General features: G+C 72.6%; 16 protein-coding genes and 1 riboswitch. Of the genes, 4 read left to right on the forward strand and 12 right to left on the reverse strand.

From position 1 onward, the window contains the following. Positions 1-54: 54 nt before the first annotated feature. Both ACIBEA_RS38185 and ACIBEA_RS38190 read right to left on the reverse strand, forming a co-directional pair. A complete protein-coding gene (locus ACIBEA_RS38185; RefSeq protein ID WP_399267903.1) occupies positions 55-1,422 on the reverse strand; it encodes a class I SAM-dependent methyltransferase in 1,368 nt (455 codons plus the stop codon). A 172-nt stretch (positions 1,423-1,594) separates the two neighbouring features. Next, positions 1,595-2,983 carry an NAD(P)/FAD-dependent oxidoreductase gene (locus tag ACIBEA_RS38190; RefSeq protein WP_354382944.1) on the reverse strand — a complete coding sequence of 463 codons (1,389 nt, stop codon included), beginning with the start codon at positions 2,981-2,983 and terminating at the stop codon, positions 1,595-1,597. A 438-nt stretch (positions 2,984-3,421) separates the two neighbouring features. On the opposite strand from ACIBEA_RS38190, the gene ACIBEA_RS38195 reads away from it, so the two are divergent. Together ACIBEA_RS38195 and ACIBEA_RS38200 are read left to right on the forward strand one after the other, a co-directional pair. Then, positions 3,422-3,694, forward strand: coding sequence for a type II toxin-antitoxin system Phd/YefM family antitoxin (locus ACIBEA_RS38195; protein WP_399267905.1), 273 nt, complete (start codon positions 3,422-3,424; stop codon positions 3,692-3,694). Then, a complete protein-coding gene (locus tag ACIBEA_RS38200) occupies positions 3,691-3,960 on the forward strand; it encodes a type II toxin-antitoxin system RelE/ParE family toxin (RefSeq protein ID WP_399267907.1) in 270 nt (89 codons plus the stop codon). The genes ACIBEA_RS38195 and ACIBEA_RS38200 overlap by 4 nt, the downstream gene beginning before the upstream one ends. A gap of 58 nt (positions 3,961-4,018) precedes the next feature. Here ACIBEA_RS38200 and ACIBEA_RS38205 read toward each other — a convergent pair whose 3' ends face one another. The 7 genes from ACIBEA_RS38205 to ACIBEA_RS38235 all read right to left on the reverse strand — a co-directional run bounded on the left by ACIBEA_RS38205 (position 4,019) and on the right by ACIBEA_RS38235 (position 11,562). Then, positions 4,019-4,972, reverse strand: coding sequence for an exopolyphosphatase (locus tag ACIBEA_RS38205; protein WP_399267909.1), 954 nt, complete (start codon positions 4,970-4,972; stop codon positions 4,019-4,021). Continuing rightward, entirely contained in the window at positions 4,969-5,502 is a 534-nt protein-coding gene (locus tag ACIBEA_RS38210; protein WP_399267911.1) for a DUF501 domain-containing protein, read from the reverse strand. Before ACIBEA_RS38210 ends, ACIBEA_RS38205 begins: the two co-directional genes overlap by 4 nt. A 42-nt stretch (positions 5,503-5,544) precedes the next feature. Then, positions 5,545-6,027 (reverse strand): septum formation initiator family protein, encoded by a 483-nt coding sequence (locus ACIBEA_RS38215; RefSeq protein WP_330330810.1) that lies wholly within the window; start codon positions 6,025-6,027, stop codon positions 5,545-5,547. Between the two features lie 153 nt (positions 6,028-6,180). Further along, positions 6,181-7,467: a phosphopyruvate hydratase gene (gene eno / locus ACIBEA_RS38220; protein ID WP_354382948.1), complete on the reverse strand. Its 1,287-nt coding sequence runs from the start codon at positions 7,465-7,467 to the stop codon at positions 6,181-6,183. Between the two features lie 337 nt (positions 7,468-7,804). Further along, positions 7,805-8,515, reverse strand: a complete 711-nt coding sequence (locus tag ACIBEA_RS38225; RefSeq protein ID WP_399267914.1) for a transglycosylase family protein — start codon at positions 8,513-8,515, stop codon at positions 7,805-7,807. Between the two features lie 2 nt (positions 8,516-8,517). Then, positions 8,518-8,690, reverse strand: a riboswitch (cyclic di-AMP (ydaO/yuaA leader). A 273-nt stretch (positions 8,691-8,963) separates the two neighbouring features. Then, complete coding sequence (locus ACIBEA_RS38230; protein ID WP_399267916.1) at positions 8,964-10,010, reverse strand: transglycosylase family protein; 1,047 nt, start codon at positions 10,008-10,010, stop codon at positions 8,964-8,966. 136 nt (positions 10,011-10,146) lie between these two features. Then, positions 10,147-11,562, reverse strand: a complete 1,416-nt coding sequence (locus tag ACIBEA_RS38235) for a cytochrome P450 (RefSeq protein ID WP_399267918.1) — start codon at positions 11,560-11,562, stop codon at positions 10,147-10,149. Positions 11,563-11,683: 121 nt separating this feature from the next. On the opposite strand from ACIBEA_RS38235, the gene ACIBEA_RS38240 reads away from it, so the two are divergent. Next, complete coding sequence (locus ACIBEA_RS38240; protein ID WP_399267920.1) at positions 11,684-12,892, forward strand: globin domain-containing protein; 1,209 nt, start codon at positions 11,684-11,686, stop codon at positions 12,890-12,892. Between the two features lie 4 nt (positions 12,893-12,896). Here ACIBEA_RS38240 and ACIBEA_RS38245 read toward each other — a convergent pair whose 3' ends face one another. The 3 genes from ACIBEA_RS38245 to ACIBEA_RS38255 all read right to left on the reverse strand — a co-directional run bounded on the left by ACIBEA_RS38245 (position 12,897) and on the right by ACIBEA_RS38255 (position 15,384). Beyond that, positions 12,897-13,568: a hypothetical protein gene (locus ACIBEA_RS38245; RefSeq protein WP_399267922.1), complete on the reverse strand. Its 672-nt coding sequence runs from the start codon at positions 13,566-13,568 to the stop codon at positions 12,897-12,899. Between the two features lie 167 nt (positions 13,569-13,735). Then, positions 13,736-14,731, reverse strand: a complete 996-nt coding sequence (locus ACIBEA_RS38250; RefSeq protein WP_399267924.1) for a nucleoside triphosphate pyrophosphohydrolase — start codon at positions 14,729-14,731, stop codon at positions 13,736-13,738. Between the two features lie 26 nt (positions 14,732-14,757). After that, complete coding sequence (locus ACIBEA_RS38255; protein WP_399267926.1) at positions 14,758-15,384, reverse strand: SurA N-terminal domain-containing protein; 627 nt, start codon at positions 15,382-15,384, stop codon at positions 14,758-14,760. Between the two features lie 179 nt (positions 15,385-15,563). On the opposite strand from ACIBEA_RS38255, the gene ACIBEA_RS38260 reads away from it, so the two are divergent. Beyond that, positions 15,564-17,960 (forward strand): YfhO family protein, encoded by a 2,397-nt coding sequence (locus ACIBEA_RS38260; RefSeq protein WP_399267928.1) that lies wholly within the window; start codon positions 15,564-15,566, stop codon positions 17,958-17,960. The last annotated feature ends 182 nt before the right edge of the window (positions 17,961-18,142 follow it).

Consider the following 18,142-nt stretch of genomic DNA (forward strand, 5'->3'; position numbering starts at 1 on the left):
CCACGACCACCCGGTCGTGGGGCCCTTCGCCGTGTTCGTCCCACGCGCCGCCCGCTACTCCCGCCACTCCCGGGTGCGCCGCGCCAGCCCGGCGCTCCCGTCCCCGGGGGTGCGCACGGCCAGCACCTGGTTCACCCCGAGCCGGTTCTGCTCGAAGCCCAGCGCGGAGGCGGCCATGTACAGCAGCCAGACCCGCGCCCGGCCGGGCGAGGTGAGCCGGACCGCCCGTTCCCAGTTCTCCTCCAGCCGACCGACCCAGGCCCGCAGGGTCAGCGCGTAGTGCTCGCGCAGCGCCTCGACGTCGCGGACCTCGAAGCCCGCCCGCTCCAGCTCGCCCACGGTGACGGCGATCGGGGACAGCTCCCCGTCGGGGAAGACGTACGCGTCGATGAAGGGGTCGATCCGGTACGCCGCCTCCCGCGCCGCGTCGGGCTCGGGGCGCCGGGCGATCTGGTGGTTCAGCAGCCGCCCGCCGGGGCGCAGCAGGGCGTACAGGTCACCCGCGTACTCGCGGTAGCGGGCGGATCCGACGTGTTCGGCCATCCCGATGGAGGAGATCGCGTCGTACGGCCCGTCCGTGACGTCCCGGTAGTCCTGGACCCGGATCTCGATCCGGTCGGTCAGGCCCTCCTCCGCGATCCGCTTGCGGGCGAAGGCGGCCTGCTCGCGCGAGAGCGTGATGCCGGTGACCCGGACGCCGTACTCCCGCGCCGCGTGCAGGGCCATCGAACCCCAGCCGCAGCCCACGTCGAGCAGCCGGTCGCCGGGGCGCAGGGCGAGCTTGCGGCAGACCAGGTCCAGCTTGTCGCGCTGGGCCCCCTCCAGGTCTCCCCCGGGGCTCCAGTAGGCGCAGGAGTAGACCATGGAGGGGCCGAGCACGAGGGCGTAGAAGTCGTTGCCGACGTCGTAGTGGTGGCTGACGGCCCGCCGGTCGCGGATCCGGGTGTGCCGGGCCCCGCCGCGGCGGGGGACCTCCTCGCCCGGCGGCGCGGGCGGGGGCAGCGGCCCGGCGAGCGCGATCAGCTCCCGCAGCGCGGCCCGGGCGGCCCCGTCGCGTACGGTCCCCAGCGCCCCGGAGGCCGCGGCCAGCGCCCCGCGGACGCGGCCGGTGGGCGGGGCTGCGCCCGGGTCGGGGTCGCGCTGCCAGAGCAGCCCCGAGACCCGGTCGAGCAGGTCGTAGAGATCGCCCTCGACGGTCAGGTCCCCGGAGACCCAGGCCCGGGCCAGGCCCACTTCGCCCGGTTTCCACAGCATCCGGCGCAGGGCCCGCCGGTGGTGCAGGACGAGAACGGGGCCGGGGCCGTGCCCCGGGCCGTCGGGCGGACCCGCCTCGCTGCCGTCCCAGGCGCGGATCCGGACGGGCAGGGGGACACCGAGCAGGGTCTCGGCAAGAGCGGCCAGCCGCGGCGCGGCGTCGGTCATGGCACACACCTCCAGTAAGGCTCCGACCTTTGCCTCTACCCATCGCGCACAGCGGGTAAGCGGGCCGCGACACGCCGTGGGGCGGGCCGGACGCACCGAAGGGGCCGCCCGCACCACGGATGGCGGGAGGCCCCTTCGGGGTCGTACTGGGATGTTTCCGGTCAGGCCCGGGTCAGGAAGCCTTGGCCTTCTCGGCGGCGGGAGCCGTCACGGCGGCCGGAGCCGGGGCCGGCTTGGCGGCCTCGTAGAACTCCTCGCGCGGGGTCTCCAGCGCTCCGAGGGAGACGACCTCGCGCTTGAGGAACATCGCGAGGGTCCAGTCGGCGAAGACGCGGATCTTGCGGTTCCAGGTCGGCATGGCCATGCCGTGGTAGCCACGGTGCATGTACCAGGCGAGCCGGCCCTTGAGCTTGATCTTCATGCCGCCCATGACGATCATCGCGACGCCCTTGTGGAGGCCGAGGCCCGCCACCGCACCCTTGTTGGAGTGCGAGTACTCGCCCTGCGGGAAGCCCCGCATGCCCGAGATGACGTTGTCCGCGAGGACCTTGGACTGGCGCAGCGCGTGCTGGGCGTTCGGCGGGCACCAGGCGTTCTCGACGCCGGCCTTGCGGGACGCCATGTCCGGGACCTGGGCGTTGTCGCCCGCGGCCCAGATGTAGTCGGTGCCGGTGACCTGGAGGTCGGCGCCGGCGTCGACGTGGCCGCGCGGGCCCAGGGGCAGGCCGTAGCGGGCCAGCACCGGGTTGGGCTTGACGCCCGCGGTCCACACGAGGGTGTTGGAGTCGACCTCGAGGCCGTTCTTCAGCACCACGTGGCCGTCCACGCAGGAGTCCATGGACGTGTTCAGGTAGATCTCGATGCCGCGCGACTCGAGGTGCTCCTTGCCCCAGGTGCCGAGCTTGGGCCCGACCTCGGGAAGGATCTTGTCGGCCGCGTCCACCAGGATGAAGCGCATGTCCTCGCGCTTGATCGTGGAGTAGTACTTCGCGGCGTCGCGGGCCATGTCCTCGACCTCGCCTATGGTCTCCGCGCCGGCGAAGCCGCCGCCGACGAAGACGAAGGTGAGGGCCTTGCGGCGGACGTCCTCGTCCGTCGTGGACTCGGCCTTGTCGAGCTGTTCGAGGACGTGATTGCGCAGACCGATGCCCTCTTCCACGCCCTTCATACCGATGCCCTGTTCGGCCAGGCCGGGGATCGGGAAGGTGCGGGAAACGGCGCCGAGCGCGATCACCAGGTAGTCGAAGGGCAGCTCGTACGCCTCGCCGACCAGCGGCGTGACGACGGCGACCTTGCGGTCCTGGTCGATGCTGGTGACCCGGCCGGTGAGAACCTCAGCCTTGGGCAGCACGCGTCGCAACGGGACGACGACGTGCCGAGGCGAGATGCTGCCTGCGGCCACTTCGGGGAGGAAGGGCTGGTAGGTCATGTACGAGCGCGGGTCGACGACCGTGACGGTCGCCTCGCCGTAGCGCATCTTCTTCAGAATGCGCTTGGCTGCATACAGGCCTACGTACCCACCGCCTACAACGAGGATCCTGGGACGCTCCGTGGTGCTCATGGAACGAGTATCCAGCACCCGAAGGGGGGACGCTCGTGAGCCCCTTCACAAGGTGCTAGGACCCCTCTGTTACACTGCGCGGCCCACGTGACGGAGGTCATGTCGCGAAGGGGGAACCACCGCACCGCGGGAGTCGTTGTCCACCCGCTCTGAACTGGCACTCCGGCCTATCGACGGGGTAGACCACGCCTCTCGTGGATACCTACGGATCGCCCCCGGGACCGTCCACGATTCAGACGAACACCCTCACGAAACAGGCCCGTCGGCCTCGAAATGCCATCCAAAGGGCCTCCCATGAGCCCATCGGCCTTCTTTTCCTTGTGAAGAACTTCACGAACTTCATGTGGACGACGGGACTTTCGCCCCCCGAAGAGGGCCTTCCGACCCCCCGACCAGCACCGCTGTACGCGTGTACACACCCCGGCGTACACTACAGAAATGAGTGACAACGCTGTAACCATGCGTGAGGCTCGGGCTCACCTCGCCGACCACATCAACCGTGCCGAGCAAGGCTCGCCGACCATAATCACGCGCAACGGCGCACCCGTGGCCGCACTCGTTCCCATCGCCGACTTCAACGCCCTGGAAGATGCGGCCGATGAACTACTCGCCCGCGAGGCCGAGGCGGTTCTGGCGGAAGGCGGCCCGACGGTGACGATGGCCGAGCTGCTCGCCGACCTGTTCGCCGAACGAGGTGAAGGCGCGGCGTGAAGTACGCGTTCCGCTTCACCGCGGCGGCGCAGCGGCAACTGCGGGCGATCGACCGGCCGGCGGCCATGCGCATCCTCACCGCGCTGACCGCACTCGGAGACGACCCCTACCGCGAAGACGCCGACATCAAGAAGCTGACCGGGCCGTCGGGGCTGTACCGGCTCCGGGTAGGCAGCTACCGGATCGCCTACCAGGTGCTGGACGGCGAGCTCGTCGTCCTCGTCGTCAAGGTCGGCGACAGACGGGACGTCTACCGCTCCCTCTGATCCCGCTGCTCCCCGCCCGGGCCGGGGCCCGGGCGGGTGCGGGCGGGCAGGGTGGGGGTCACGCCAGCGCGCGGGCCGCGCTCCAGGCGATGCCGTCCAGGATGTCGTGTTCGGAGACGACGACCTCCTTGGCGCCGGTGCGCTCCATGATCGCGCGGAGGATCAGGGCGCCCGCGCCGATGACGTCGACGCGGCCCGGGTGCATCACGCCGATCGAGGCGCGCTCCGCGTGCGTCAGGGTGAGCATGCGCTCGCTGACCTCGCGGACCGCCTCGTAGGGGATCCGGCTGTGGTGGATCGCGCGGGAGTCGTACTCCGCCAGGCCCAGGGCGATGCCCGCGACCGTGGTCACCGAGCCGGCCAGGCCCACCAGGGTGCGCGCCTCGCCCAGCGGCACCGTCTCGGCCGCCAGGTCCAGCGCGGCCTCGATGTCGGCCCGTATGGCGGCGACCTGCGCCTCGGTCGGCGGGTCGGTGACGACCCCGTCGACGACCAGGTGGCGTTCGGTCATCCGGACGCAGCCCACGTCGACGGAGCGCGCGGCGCGCACGTGCTCCTCGCCGACCACGAACTCGGTCGAGCCGCCGCCGATGTCCACGACGAGGTACGGCTTCGCGAGGTCGTCGCGACCCGTCAGCTCCTTGGTGGCGCCGGTGAAGGAGAATTCCGCCTCCTGGTCACCGCTGATCACCTCGGGCTCCACGCCCAGGATGTCCACGACGCCCCGGACGAACTCGTCCCGGTTCTCCGCGTCTCGCGAGGCCGAGGTGGCCACGAAGCGGATCCGTTCGGCGCCCAGCTCCTCGATCACGGCGGCGTACTCCCGGCAGGCCGCGAAGGTGCGCTCCAGGGCCTCCGGCGCCAGCCGGCCGGTCCGGTCCACGCCCTGGCCGAGCCGGACGACGATCATCCGCCGGTCCAGCTCGATCAGCTCGCCGGTCTCCGGGTCGCAGTCGGCAACCAGCAGGCGGATGGAGTTCGTACCGCAGTCGATGCCCGCGACGCGCGTCACGCGTCCGCCTTCTCCGCGCACGGGGTGACGCAGGCGCCCTTGGCCCACCACTCGGGCAGCATCGCCAGGGCCTCGTCGCCGAACGGGTTCACGCCGGGGCCCGCGGCCAGCGAGTGGCCCACCAGCACGTGCAGGCACTTGACCCGGTCGGGCATGCCGCCCGCGCTCGGGAAGCCCTCCAGCACCTCGATGGCGTCGCGCCGGGTGATGTAGTCCTCGTGCGCGGCCCGGTAGGCCGCGGCCAGCTCCGGGTCGGTGGCGAGCCGGGCCTGCATCTCCTTCATCACGCCGTTGGCCTCCAGCGTGCCGATGGCACCGGCGGCCCGCGGGCAGGTCAAGTAGTACAGCGTGGGGAACGGCGTGCCGTCGGGCAGTCGCGGGGCGGTCTCGACCACGTCGGGCTGCCCGCAGGGACAGCGGTGCGCGATGGCGCGCAGTCCGCGCGGCGGGCGGCCGAGCTGCTGCTCGAACGCGACGATGTCCGTGTCCGTCGGCTCGATCCGTGCGGTCTGGGGCGGGGGCGTCTGCATGCCTGGGATGCGTCTTTCAGTTGAGAGGTCGGTCGGTGAACGTCAGTCGGCGGGCCGGTCGGCCTTGTCGATGCCGTCCCAGACGTTCGAGTACCAGGGCCGGTCGGCCGTCGCCGTACCGGTGCGGCGGTGCTCCGCGGCCTCCGAGTCGACCATGGTGAAGCCGATCTCCCCGGGGCGCACGTAGTGCAGGTGCCTGCGCGCCTGCTGCTCCGCGTACGCGCGGTCCTGCCAGCGGGCCTTCTCGTCGCGGAGTTCGTCCAGCCGCTTGCGCGCCCGGTCGGCGGCCTGCTGCTGGTCCGAGATCTCCGAGCGCTGGGAGACGTACTGGCGCATCGGATAGGCGAGGGCGACGACCAGCGTACAGAGGACGAGCACCAGCAGCGCGGCCCGGCCGGTCAGCCTGCTGCGCCGGACCTGGCGCCGTGACTGCGAGCGGTACACGTGGGCCGCGGTCCGCTCGCCCAGCTGCTTGAGCCTGGTCGCGGTCGAGAAGGTGGAGAACCGATCCCGGTTCCCGGCCATTGACTCCGCCTCCCCTGTACCCGCACACAGCAATACGTCCCCGCACACGGTACGGGACCGAGCGCGGGGACGTACGGAGGCTGTCGGGCCCCGCGGGGATGAACCCCGCGAAGGCCCGTCCGGCAGCCCGTCCGGAAGGCGATCCGGAGGGGATCAGCCCTTGAAGCGCGGGAAGGCGGAGCGGCCCGCGTACACGGCGGCGTCGTCGAGGATCTCCTCGATGCGCAGCAGCTGGTTGTACTTGGCGACGCGGTCCGAGCGGGCCGGGGCGCCGGTCTTGATCTGGCCGCAGTTCACGGCGACCGCGAGGTCGGCGATGGTGACGTCCTCGGTCTCGCCGGAGCGGTGCGACATCATGCACTTGAAGCCGTTGCGCTGGGCCATCTCGACGGCGTCCAGGGTCTCGGTCAGCGAACCGATCTGGTTCACCTTCACGAGCAGGGCGTTCGCCGAGCCCTCTTCGATGCCGCGGGCGAGACGCTCCGGGTTGGTGACGAAGAGGTCGTCGCCGACGATCTGGACCTTGGCGCCCAGCTTGTCCGTGAGGACCTTCCAGCCGGCCCAGTCGTCCTCGTACAGCGGGTCCTCGATGGAGACCATCGGGTACGCGGAGACGAGCTCCTCGTAGTACTCGGTCATCTCGGCGGCCGAGCGGGACTGGCCCTCGAACTCGTACTTGCCGTCCTTGTAGAACTCGGACGCGGCGACGTCGAGCGCCAGCGCGATGTCCTTGCCCGGGACGTAGCCGGCCTGCTTGATGGCCTCGACGATGAGGTCGAGCGCGGCGCGGTTGGACTCCAGGTTCGGGGCGAAGCCGCCCTCGTCGCCCAGACCCGTGGAGAGGCCCTTGGTGTGCAGGACCTTCTTGAGGGTGTGGTAGACCTCGGCGCCCCAGCGCAGGGCCTCGGAGAAGGACTCCGCGCCGATCGGCGCGATCATGAACTCCTGGATGTCGACGTTGGAGTCGGCGTGCGACCCACCGTTGAGGATGTTCATCATCGGAACGGGCAGCAGGTGCGCGTTCGGGCCGCCGAGGTAGCGGAAGAGCGGGAGGTCCGAGGCCTCGGACGCGGCGTGGGCCACGGCCAGGGAGACGCCGAGGATCGCGTTGGCGCCCAGGGAGCCCTTGTTGTCGGTGCCGTCCAGGTCGAACATGGCCTGGTCGATCAGGCGCTGCTCGGTGGCGTCGTAGCCGACGAGCTCCGGGCCGATCTGCTCGATCACGGCGAGGACGGCCTTCTCGACGCCCTTGCCGAGGTAGCGGTTGGGGTCACCGTCACGAAGCTCGATGGCCTCGAATGCACCGGTGGAGGCGCCGGACGGAACTGCAGCACGGCCGGTGCTGCCGTCGTCGAGGCCAACCTCGACCTCGACCGTGGGATTGCCTCGGGAGTCCAGGATTTCCCGGGCTACGACGACGTCGATGGACGGCACGAGCATCTCCTTCTGGGATGTGACGCTGGGTGTGCGGTGGCGTGTCAGGCCGTGGGATGGCCTTGCCGCCTAGAGCCTAACCGGCTCCGGGCGCTCGGCCAGCCGAGCAACCGCTCCGTGGGACGAAAAAGGGTCTGAATACCCCTCTTACGGGACATACGGAAGGTCCGGCGGAATGCCGAACGGATCACCCCCGCCTGCACGAACGCCACCGCCCGGCGCGTGGGGGGAGACGCGCCGGGCGATGGCGAATTATGCGTACCGCGAAGTCCGTGCGGAAGTACCGCGCAGCGTCACAGTCAGTGGTACCGCACGGTGTTACCGCGCGGTGTCACCGCAGGATTCAGCTGAGCTTCAGCTTCTGACCCGGGAAGATCAGGTCGGCGTCCGGGACGGTGTCCTTGTTCAGCTCGTGCAGCTTCTGCCAGCCGCCCTTGACGCCGTTCGCCTGGGCGATGGTGCCGAGGGTGTCGCCGGACTTGATCTCGTAGGAGCCGGTGCCCGTCTTGGGGGCCTCGGTCGACGGAGCGGCCTTGGTGGGGGCCGGGGTCTCGGCGCGCTCGGAGCGGGTGACCGGGGCCTCGGGGCGCTTGGTCTCCTGCTTCGGCTCGGCCTTCTTCTCGACCTTCTTCTCCGGCTTGGTCTGCTTGGGGGTCTCGGTCGAGCCGCCGCCGTTGTAGGCGGAGTTCGACAGGCCCACGCCACAGGACGGCCACGCGCCCTTGCCCTGGCCCTTGAGGACCTTCTCGGCGATGGCTATCTGCTGCGCCTTGGTGGCCTGGTTCGCCTGCGAGGCGTACGCCTTGCCGCCGTACGCGGCCCACGTGGAGGACGAGAACTGCACGCCGCCGTAGTAGCCGTTGCCGGTGTTGATGGACCAGTTGCCGCCGGACTCGCACGCGGCGACGGCGTCCCACTGGGAGGCGGTCGCGGCGCTCGCGGCGCCGGCGGTCATCAGCGGAGCCGCCACGGCGACACCGGCGACACCGACGAGGGTGACGACACGGGTGGCCTTGGAGGCGCGACGGTGCTTGCCCTTGCCGGAAAGCAGCATGGTTTTCTCCTCACCGACGCCTGCGAAGTGAGCTGTCGGGTTCGGGCGGATGAGTTGCCCGGTCGCGCACCGAGGTGCGCGGCTTAACCCCAAGCCGGTTCCGTGACCATCTCTCAATGGCCGGTTCCGGCACTTACCTTGGTTCCCCCGCTCCTGCCTTCGGCGCTTGCGCGACGTGTTCCCTCCGTCCGCCGGCAGGATTCGGCGATGCGGTCGAAGGAGCCCGCGGTGGCGAGCGATTCAGAAGGTAGACAGGTCTCTCCCCGATGTTCAACGAGCGACATCGGGGAGAAACAGCCCCTACTTGCGCTCTCGGGACGGGTGTTTGCCCAGGTGGGAGCGGGGTTTGGGGCAGTCACCGAGCAGGACACGCCAGTTGAACGGAAGAGATGCATGTCTCATTTGCACGAAAGGGACATACCTGGCGATCTTCGTGCCCGAAGTGCCCCTATTTCTGGCTTAGATCGAGATTCTGCCCGGGAGTGATCAGGTCGGCGTCATGCCCGATGACCTGCTGATTGGCCGTGTAAAGGGCATTCCAGCCACCCTCGACCCCCTCGGCCTTCGCAATGTCCGTCAGATTGTCGCCGGCCTTCACCGTGTACGACGGCGCGGACGCGGCGTCAGACCCGACCGGCGCCTCTGCGGCGGGCGTTCCGCGGTGCTTTCCACCGGCTCCGGCCGTTTCGCCCTGCGGAACGGCGGCCGAGCCGGCCGGGGTCGTCGGGGTCGTGGAGGGCGTCGGGGCCGTGGGCACCGCGGTGTTGGACGGGGACGTCGTCGGACCGGTGGGGGCCGTCGAACCGCCGGGCACGGACGGGGCGGGCGCGCCCGTGGACCCTGTCGCACCCGTCGGGGCGCCCGGGCCGCCGGAAACCGGAGCCGGGTCCGGCATGACGGGCAGCACGGACGTCAGCGGGGACTGCGGCATCGCCGCGAAGTCGCCGGGCCCACCGGGCGCGGCGGTGGCTCCGGGGATGTGCCCGGTCGAGGTCGGCGTGGCCGCCGGGGCCGGCGCGCCGGCGAGCGAGCCGGGCGCGGATCCCTCGGGTCGCACGGGGCTCGGAGCGACGGAACCGGAACGTCCGGGAACACCCGGGTCGACCGTGGCCGCGGGGCCGCCGCGGGTGAGCCCGGAGGACTCCCCGCACAGCGGCCAGGCCGTCGGCCCCTGCGCGGCGAGCACCCGCTCGGCGATGGTGATCTGCTGCGAGCGGCTGGCCAGGTCGGGGCGCGCCGCGAACTCCAGCCCGCCCGCGTTCTTCCACTGGTCCAGGGTGAGCTGGAGTCCGCCGTAGGACCCGCTGCCGAAGTCGGCGCTCCAGGTCCCACCGCTCTCGCACTCGGCCACCGAGTCCCAGGTGGTGGTCTCGGCCGCGCTCGCGCCGGAGGCGGCGAACAGCGGTAGGGCGAGTGCGGAGCCTGCGACTCCGGCGGTGACGACGAGTGCGGGGACCTGACGGGGGCGTCTGTGGCGGCCGTTCCCGGAACGCATGAGGGTGGACCTTTCGCGTGGCGGCGGGGGCGACGCGAACCTAGCCCGGTTCGAACGCTTGTCACAAGTCGATGATGCGCAGATCACGTCAAGGTCACAGAGTTGACGATGGGTCAGCTGGGGCGCCCGGGACGGGTCATTCCGCTTCCGGAACGTTTGGGGTTGTGAACCTGACGGGAAGCGTGCGCAGGCCACGCATGATCAGTCCGCCGCGCCAGCGCAGCTCCTCGGGGGGAACGGCGAGTTCCAGATCCGGCAGACGCGTCAGCAAAGTCGCGAGGGCCGTCTGACCCTCCAACCGGGCCAGCGGAGCGCCGATGCAGTAATGGATGCCGTGTCCGTATCCGAGGTGCTGGTTGTCGCTCCGCGAGAGGTCCAGGACGTCCGGATCGTCGAACCGCGCGGGGTCGCGGTCGGCCGCCGCGAGTACGACGAGCACCGGATCGCCCGCCGGGATGTCCTGCCCGCCCAGGGTCAGCGGAACGGTCGCGTAGCGCCACGTCGCCAACTCCACGGGACCGTCGTAGCGGAGCAGCTCCTCGATCCCGGTCTCCAGCAGGGCGCGGTCACCGGCGGCGAGGGATTCCTGGAGGAGCGCGCGCTGATCGGGGTTGCGGAACAGCGCGTAGGTGCCGTTGCCGATCAGATTGATGGTGGTCTCGAACCCCGCGAAGAGGAGCACGAAGCACATGGCGGTGGCCTCGGCCTCCGTCAGGTGGTCCCCGTGGTCGCTCGCCCGGATCAGGTCCGAGATGAGGTCGTCGCCCAGATCGTCGCGCTTGCGGTGGATCAGCTCCCCGAGGTAGGCGCGGATCTTCTTCACGGAACGGGCGACCCCGCCGCGCGGCCCGCCGCCGTGCCGGATCATCATCCCGGCCCAGTCGCGGAAGTCGTCCTGGTCCTCGCGCGGTACGCCGAGCAGCTCGCAGATGGCGTAGATGGGGAGCGGGAAGGCGAACTCGTGGATGAGGTCGGCCTCCCCCTTCTGCGCGAAGGCGTCGATCAGGTGGTCGGTCAACTCCTGGACCCTGGGGGCGAACTCGGCGACCCTGCGCGGGGTGAACGCCTTCGACACCAGGCGGCGCAGCCGGGTGTGGTCCGGCGGATCGATGTTCAGCAGGTGGGTCATCAGGCCCGCGCTGCGCTCTCCCGGAATGCCCGTCTTGCCGGGTTCGGCGTGGTGCACCGGGTTCTTGCTCAGCCGCTGGTCGGCGAGGGCCTGGCGGGCGTCCGCGTACCGGGTGACCAACCAGGCCTCGACCCCGCTGGGGAGCGTGGTGCGGTGCACGGGCGCGTGCTCGCGCAGCCAGGCGTAGGCCGGGTAGGGGTCGGTCGCGAACTCCCAGGTGAAGAGTTCGGGACCGCCGACGGGGGCACCGCCGGGCTCACCGGCGGGCTCACCGGCGGGCTCACCGCCGGGACCACCGACGGGGCAGCCGCCCGCGGGGGCGGCGGAGGACTCGGCGGGGCCGGCGGAGGAGCCGGCGGACGGCTCGGCGGGGGTCTGCTCGGGAGGCTGCGCGGGGGTCTGCGCGGGGGTCTGCTGGTGCACCAGGCGACCGTACCCCGCCCCTCGCCGGTCATCCCATATGACTGGTTTTCCGCGGCTGGCCGTAGATCACCCTTCCCTTGACCCCGCCTTCGCGGCCACTCCTACTGTCGCTCTTGTGGATGTGAGGATCTTGAAGAGCAGCTTCGCCGTGGTGGAACGACGGGCCGAACACGCGGTCAAGTACTTCTACACCCACCTGTTCTGGCACAACCCGGACATCCGCGCGCTCTTCCCGGCCGACCCACGGGACATGGAACGCCAGCGCGACCGGCTCTTCGCCGCGCTCACCCACGTCATCGCGCACATCGACGACGAGGACCTCATCCCCTATCTCCGCGACCTCGGCCGCGACCACCGCAAGTTCCTCGCGGGCCCCGAGCACTACGACGCCGTCGGCGCCAGCCTGCTCGCCGCGCTCGCCGAGGCCGGCGGCTCCGCCTGGACCCCGGTCGTCGAGAAGGCGTGGAGCGAGGCCTACCGGGCGATCGCCGACGTGATGCTCGCGGGCGCGGCCACGAGCCAGGACCCGCCGTGGTGGGAGGCGGAGGTGGTGCGCCACCTGCGCTACGGCGCGGACATCGGCGTGCTGACGCTGCGGCCGCACCTGCCGCTCCCCTATCTCCCGGGCCAGTACGTCAGCGTGAGCAGCGCCCGCGTGCCGACCACCTGGCGCACCTACTCCCTCGGCAACGCGCCCCGCGCCGACCACACCCTCGACCTGCACGTCAGCCGGATCGAGGGCGGCCGCCTGAGCACCGCGCTGGTCCAGGACGTCGCGCCCGGCGAGGTGGTGCGGCTCGGCGCCGCGGGCGGCCGGGTCACACTGCGCCCGGCGGACCGGCCCGCCACCTTCATCGCGGCCGGGACCGGCTGGGCTCCCGTGCGCGCCATGCTGGAGGAGCTGATGGCGCGGGCGGGGCCGCCCGAGCACGACGTACGGCTCTTCGTGGTCGCGCGCGACGGGGCGCACCTCTACGACCGGCCGCTGATCGATGCCCACGCCGCGCGGCACCGCTGGCTCGCCGTCACCTACATCACGCCCGCGCCGGGGCGCCCCCGCATCGAGGCCACCGCGCGGCTCGCGACCGCGCTGGGCAACCGCGGGCTCTGGCGCGACCAGGACGTCTATCTGAGCGGGCCGCCGCAGCTCGTCACGGAGACCGCCGCCCTGCTGGCGGACCTCGGCGCCGCCCCGGGCCGGATCCTCCACGACGCGGTGCCCGCCGTCTCCGGCCCCGGCCACGAGCGGCCGATCGGCTTCGGCGAGTGGTTCCTGAACCGGCCCGACCCGCACTGGCACGATCCCGGCGGCCGGGCCCCGCGCCGTTGAGGTCTCAGCCCCCGGCGGCCGCGCGGTAGGCCGCCGCGGCGGGCACGAGGACGGCCTCCATGGCGACGCGCGGCTTCTGCGCGGCCGCCTTCTGCACCATGAGGATCACGTCGCCCTGGCGGACGAAGCCCGTCTCGCCGAGGAAGGGGTCGGCCAGGCCGGTCATGGTGGACTTCGTCCGCAGCACCAGGCCGTCGTCCCCCGGCGCGTCCGTCTTCGCCAGGGACACGGTCGTCTCCCCCGTGTCGCCGCCGACGTAGGTGTCCTTATAAGAAGGACAGCGCGCCACCGCGTCGCGGATGGCGCTCATGACGGCCGCCGCCCCGCCGGGCGCGTACCGGTCGAGCGACTCCTGGCCGAACCAGCCCTCGTCCACCTCGTCCTCGTTGCCGGTGACCTCGGGCAGCTCCAGCTCGACGCCGACCGCCACGTCCTCCAGCGGCGGGGCGTGCCGCGTCATGAAGGACTCGACCCCCAGCTCGGAGCAGGGCATCGAGGCGATCGGCACGGTGGAGGCGGGGCCGTGGGGTGCGCCGGTCGTCGCCGCCTGGACCTGCGCCGTGTTCAACAGGAAGCCCTTCGGGAGCCGGTCCCGCGTCAGCAGGCCGTCGCGCAGCCGCCCGTGCAGGGGCCCCGCGGCAGCGGCCGCAGGAGGGGAAGCGACCGGCGGTGACACGGCCGGACCCGGACCCGCACCCGCACCCGCACCCGCCGACGGTCCCGGCGAGCACGCCGCCGTACCGAGAATCACCGCGATGACCACCGCTTTCGCGGCATGACGAGCACGCACCGGTCCGCCCCCTGAGATCTGTGGTGGCTCACCTTCGCACACGGTCTCCCCTTCTACAGGGGACGGACCCCCTCGGCCGCGCGGATCGCGTCCCGGTAGGCCCGGGCCGCCGCGCGCAGCGCGGTCTCGGGGTCGGTGCCCGCCGCCTCGGCGCGCGCGGCCAGCGCGAGCAGTTCGTAGCCGATGCCCTCGCCGCCCGGCAGCGGCACGTCGAGGCCGCCCGCGCGGACCCGGCCGGCGAGCTTCGCCGCGAGGGCCAGCCCGGGCTGGCCCACCGGAACCCCGTCGGTCACCGATTCCCGCTGCTTCTCGACGGCCTTGGTGCGCTGCCAGATCTCCTGGACCTCGTCGGGGGTGCGCGCGACCTCGTCGCCGAAGACGTGCGGGTGCCGGTGGATCAGCTTCTCGACCAGGCTCCCGGCCACGTCGTCGATGGAGAAGGGCTCCTCGTCCTCCCCCGCTCCCCCTTCTTCCGCGATGCGCGCGTGGAAGACGACCTGGAGGAGTACGTCGCCCAGCTCCTCCCGCAGCGCGTCGCGGTCGCCGTCCTCGATGGCCTCGACGAGCTCGTACGCCTCCTCGATGCCGTACTTCGCCAGGCCCTCGTGCGTCTGGCGGGAGGTCCAGGGGCAGGCGCGCCGGACCCGGTCCATGACCTGGACCAGGTCGAGCAGCCGGGCGCCGGGCAGGTCGTAGGAGCCGGGCAGCAGTTCGAGGTCGGGCATGGAGACGCGGCCCGAGCCGGCGAGGCGGGCCAGTCCGTCGGTGAGCCGCTGGTCGCCCTCGCCGCCGGGCAGGACCACCACGGTGCGGCCCCCGGCGCACGCCTCGACCAGCGCGTGGGCGTCGGGCACCGCCGTCTCGACCTCGACGCCCGCCTCGCGCAGGTACGGCAGCTGCGGGTGCCCGGGGTCGGCGCACAGCACCCGGTCCGCGGCGTGCAGGGTCTGCCAGGCGGACCAGGACAGCAGGCCGGGCGCGACCCGGTGGCTGGCGGTCAGCAGGACGATGCGGCCGGTGGGGGCGGCGGGAGCGTGGTCGTCGTTCACGCTCCGAACCTACCTCCGGTGGCGGGTCAGGCTCCTGCGGGGGCCTGCTCGGGACGGGTCCGCTGGTTCACCCACGGGGTCTGGGCGTCCCCGATGGCGATCTGCTTGACGTCCCAGGCCCCGTAGCGCGGGTTCACCTCGATGTGCAGCTCCTTGGCGGCGGCGGCGAGCGGGACGAGCACCTTGTCCTCGCCGAAGCGGTCGCTGAGCTTGCCGAGGAGCAGCTGGAAGCGGAACTCGCCGTCGATCTGGTCGGGCGCGAGCGGGACGCGGGCCTGGAGGGCCGCCTGCTCCAGCTGGGCCGTGCCCTTGGCCTGGGCGACCTGTGCCTTGCGGACGTCCTCGACGTCCTTGACGCTGACCGACAGTCCGGCGTCGGCGGCGGCCTTCTCCAGGACGCGCAGCTGGATCATCTTGCCGAGCTTGACCCGCTCCAGGCCGGCGCTGGCCTCGATCAGCTGCGCCGACTGCTCGGCGCGGCCCTGGGCCGTTCGGACGTCCTTGACCTGCGCCTGGAGCGCTGCGGTGGTGATCCGTTCGCCGCCGACCACGGCCGCCGTGCCGGGGCGGACCTCGGCCGAGGAGCAGGCGGAAAGGAGGGGGGCCGCCACGAGCAGGGCGGCGGATACGGAGAGCGCTGTGCGACGGTGCAAAGGAGCCTCCCGGGCCGGGCTGGATTGTGCTTTGGTGCACAAGGGCCTTGCGGTGATCGATAGTATGCAGTCCGGGGCGTCCCAGCTACCGCTTCGACCAACGATTCCAAGGGTGTTGGGGTGCACGTTCACTCCTCGGCCACCCCGCGGTCTTCCGTCGCTGCGAAGGTCGGCCCACCATGCCGACACCACGCTCCCCGCGCTCCCGCAGCCTGGCCGGCTCGGCCCTGGCGGGACTGCTCGCCACGGCGGCCGTCTGTGCGGGGGACGCCGTCGCCCGCGTCTTCCCCTACGGTCCGCGCCACCGCAGCGTCAATGACCTGGGCAACCAGTTCGTCCCCTTCCACGCCCAGCTGTGGGACCTGCTGCACGGGCGGGCGGCCGGGGACCTGCTCCTCAACTGGCGCTCCGGCTTCGGCACCTCCTTCCTGCCCGACTACGGGACCTACCTGAGCAGCCCCTTCGCACCGCTGGTGGCCCTCTTCCCGCGCGCGGACATCGACCTCGCCGTCTACGTCGTCTCGGTGCTGAAGACGGCGGTCGCCGCGGCGGCCATGGCCTGGCTGCTGCGCACGCAGCGGCGGGGCCCGTGGTGGGCGGCCGGGCTGCTGGGGGCCTCGTACGCGCTGTGCGGCTGGTCGGTCATCGAGGCCTCGTACAACACCATGTGGTTGGACGGCCTGATCGCCTTTCCGCTCCTGTGTCTGACGGGTGAATGGGCGCTGCGCGGTCGCCGCCCGGTCGCCGCCCCGCTGATCGTCGCGCTGTGCTGGACGGCGAACTTCTACACCGCCTACATGGCCACCCTCGGCGCGGCCCTGGTGCTGCTGGTGCGGCTGGTACTGACCCGCGAGGGCGTACGGGCCCGCGCGCGCGTCGCGGCGCGCGCGGCCGGGAGCACCGTCCTGGGGCTCGCCCTGGCCCTGCCGGTGCTGGCGCCGCTCTTCCTCAGCTCCCGGCAGGCCTACCCGGGATGGACCCGGCAGTTCACGCCCGCGCCCTGGACGGACGTCCTCGCCCGGCTGCTGCCCGCGACCTACAGCTTCTCCTCGCCCGCCCTCTTCGTGAGCGGTACGACCCTGGTGCTGGCCGCCGCGCTGCCGCTGCACCGGGGGGTGCCGCGGCGGGAGCGCTGGTGGTGGAGCGCCCTGGTGGTCGGCGTGCTGCTCTCCTTCCAGTGGACGCCCACCCATCTGGCCTGGCACGTCTTCGCCACCCCCAACGGCAGCCCGTACCGGCAGACCTTCGTGCTGGCCGGGATCCTGGTGATGGCCGCCTGGACGGCGCTGGCCGCGGGGCGCCCGGGCCCGCGCGCGCTGCTCGGCGGCGCCGGCCTGCTGCTGGCGCTGCTGCTCGCCGCGGCCGGCAGTGCGCTGGCCCCCGCGGTGGCCCTCGGGCTCGGCGCGGCCGGGATCGCGGCGGCCGCCGTCGCCTGGTGGCTCGCCGGCGCCCGGCCGCGCCGGTTCGGGCCGCTGCCGGGCGCGCTGCTCGTGCTCACCCTGCTGGTCCAGGCGGCGGCGACCACCGCGTGGGGGCACAAGGGCACGCTCGGCGGCCTCGACGACTACCCGTCCTGGGGCGCCGCGCACACCGCGCGCGCCCGGGCGCTCGCCGCCGCCGACGGCTGGCCGGCGTACCGCACGGACCCGGGGCGGCCCGCGCTGACCGGCAACGACCCGCTGCTGCTCGGCGGGGAGGGCGGCTCCTACTACAGCAGCCACACCCCGGACGTCCTCACGCGCACGATGGCGGCCCTCGGCGCCGGTTGGACCTCGCGGGGGCGCAGCGTGCAGAGCCTCGACAGCCCGGTGACGGACGCCGTCTTCGCGGTGGGCGCCCGGCTGCGGCCCGACGGGACCGTGGGGCGCGCGGCCGTGGTGCCCCCGCTGGTGACGCTCCGCCCGGCCGGCCCGCCGCCCGCCTTCGGGCCCTCGCCCTTCCGGAACCAGGAACTCCTGCTCGGGGCGCGGGTGTACGAGGATCCGGTGGCGCCCGGGGTCTGCCGGGCCGGCACCGACGCCTTCCTGTGGGCGCCCGCCCACCACGGCACGGCCCGCCTCGCCGACGGCGCCGCCTTCCGGCTGAACGGGAACGCCCCGCGCAACCGCGCCGCCGTGCAGCCGCTCGGCACCTCCCGGGGCGCCTCCTCGGCGCTGGTCTTCGAGCCGGGCGCGCCGGCCGCCTGGACCCTGGCCTGCCTGGACCGCCCGCTGTTGGACGCGGCGGCCCGGGCCCTGCGGGAGACGGGCGCGGTCTCGGTGACGGTGGGCGCCCACGCGGTACGGGCCACCCTGCCCGCCGGCAGCTCCGGCACCGCGGTGCTGTCGGTCCCGGCGATCGCGGGCTGGAGCTGCGACGGGCGGCCGGCGGGGGCCCGGCTCGGCCTGGTCGCGGTCCCGGTGACCCCGGACCGCACCACCGTGGACTGCGTCTTCCGCCCCCCGGGCCTCACGGCGGGGCTGGCGCTCGCCGCCCCGGCGGCGCTGGTCCTGCTGTCGCTGGCGCTCCGGCCGAGGCTCTCCCGGCTGCGCCGGCGGGCCCGGGGGTCCCTCCCAGCGGTAGCTGGGGGAGTTTGAGGCGCGGGTCCGGGGCGGAGCCCCACCAGGCCTGCCCGATCAAGCCCCGCCGGCGTTTGAGGCGCGGGTCCGGGCGGAGCCATTCCAGCCTCGCCGGCGTTTGAGGCGCGGGTCCGGGCGGAGCCATTCCAGCCTCGCCGGCGTTTGAGGCGCGGGTCCGGGCGGAGCCATTCCAGCCTCGC

Source organism: Streptomyces sp. NPDC051555, assembly GCF_044454405.1.
Taxonomy (GTDB): Bacteria; Actinomycetota; Actinomycetes; order Streptomycetales; family Streptomycetaceae; genus Streptomyces.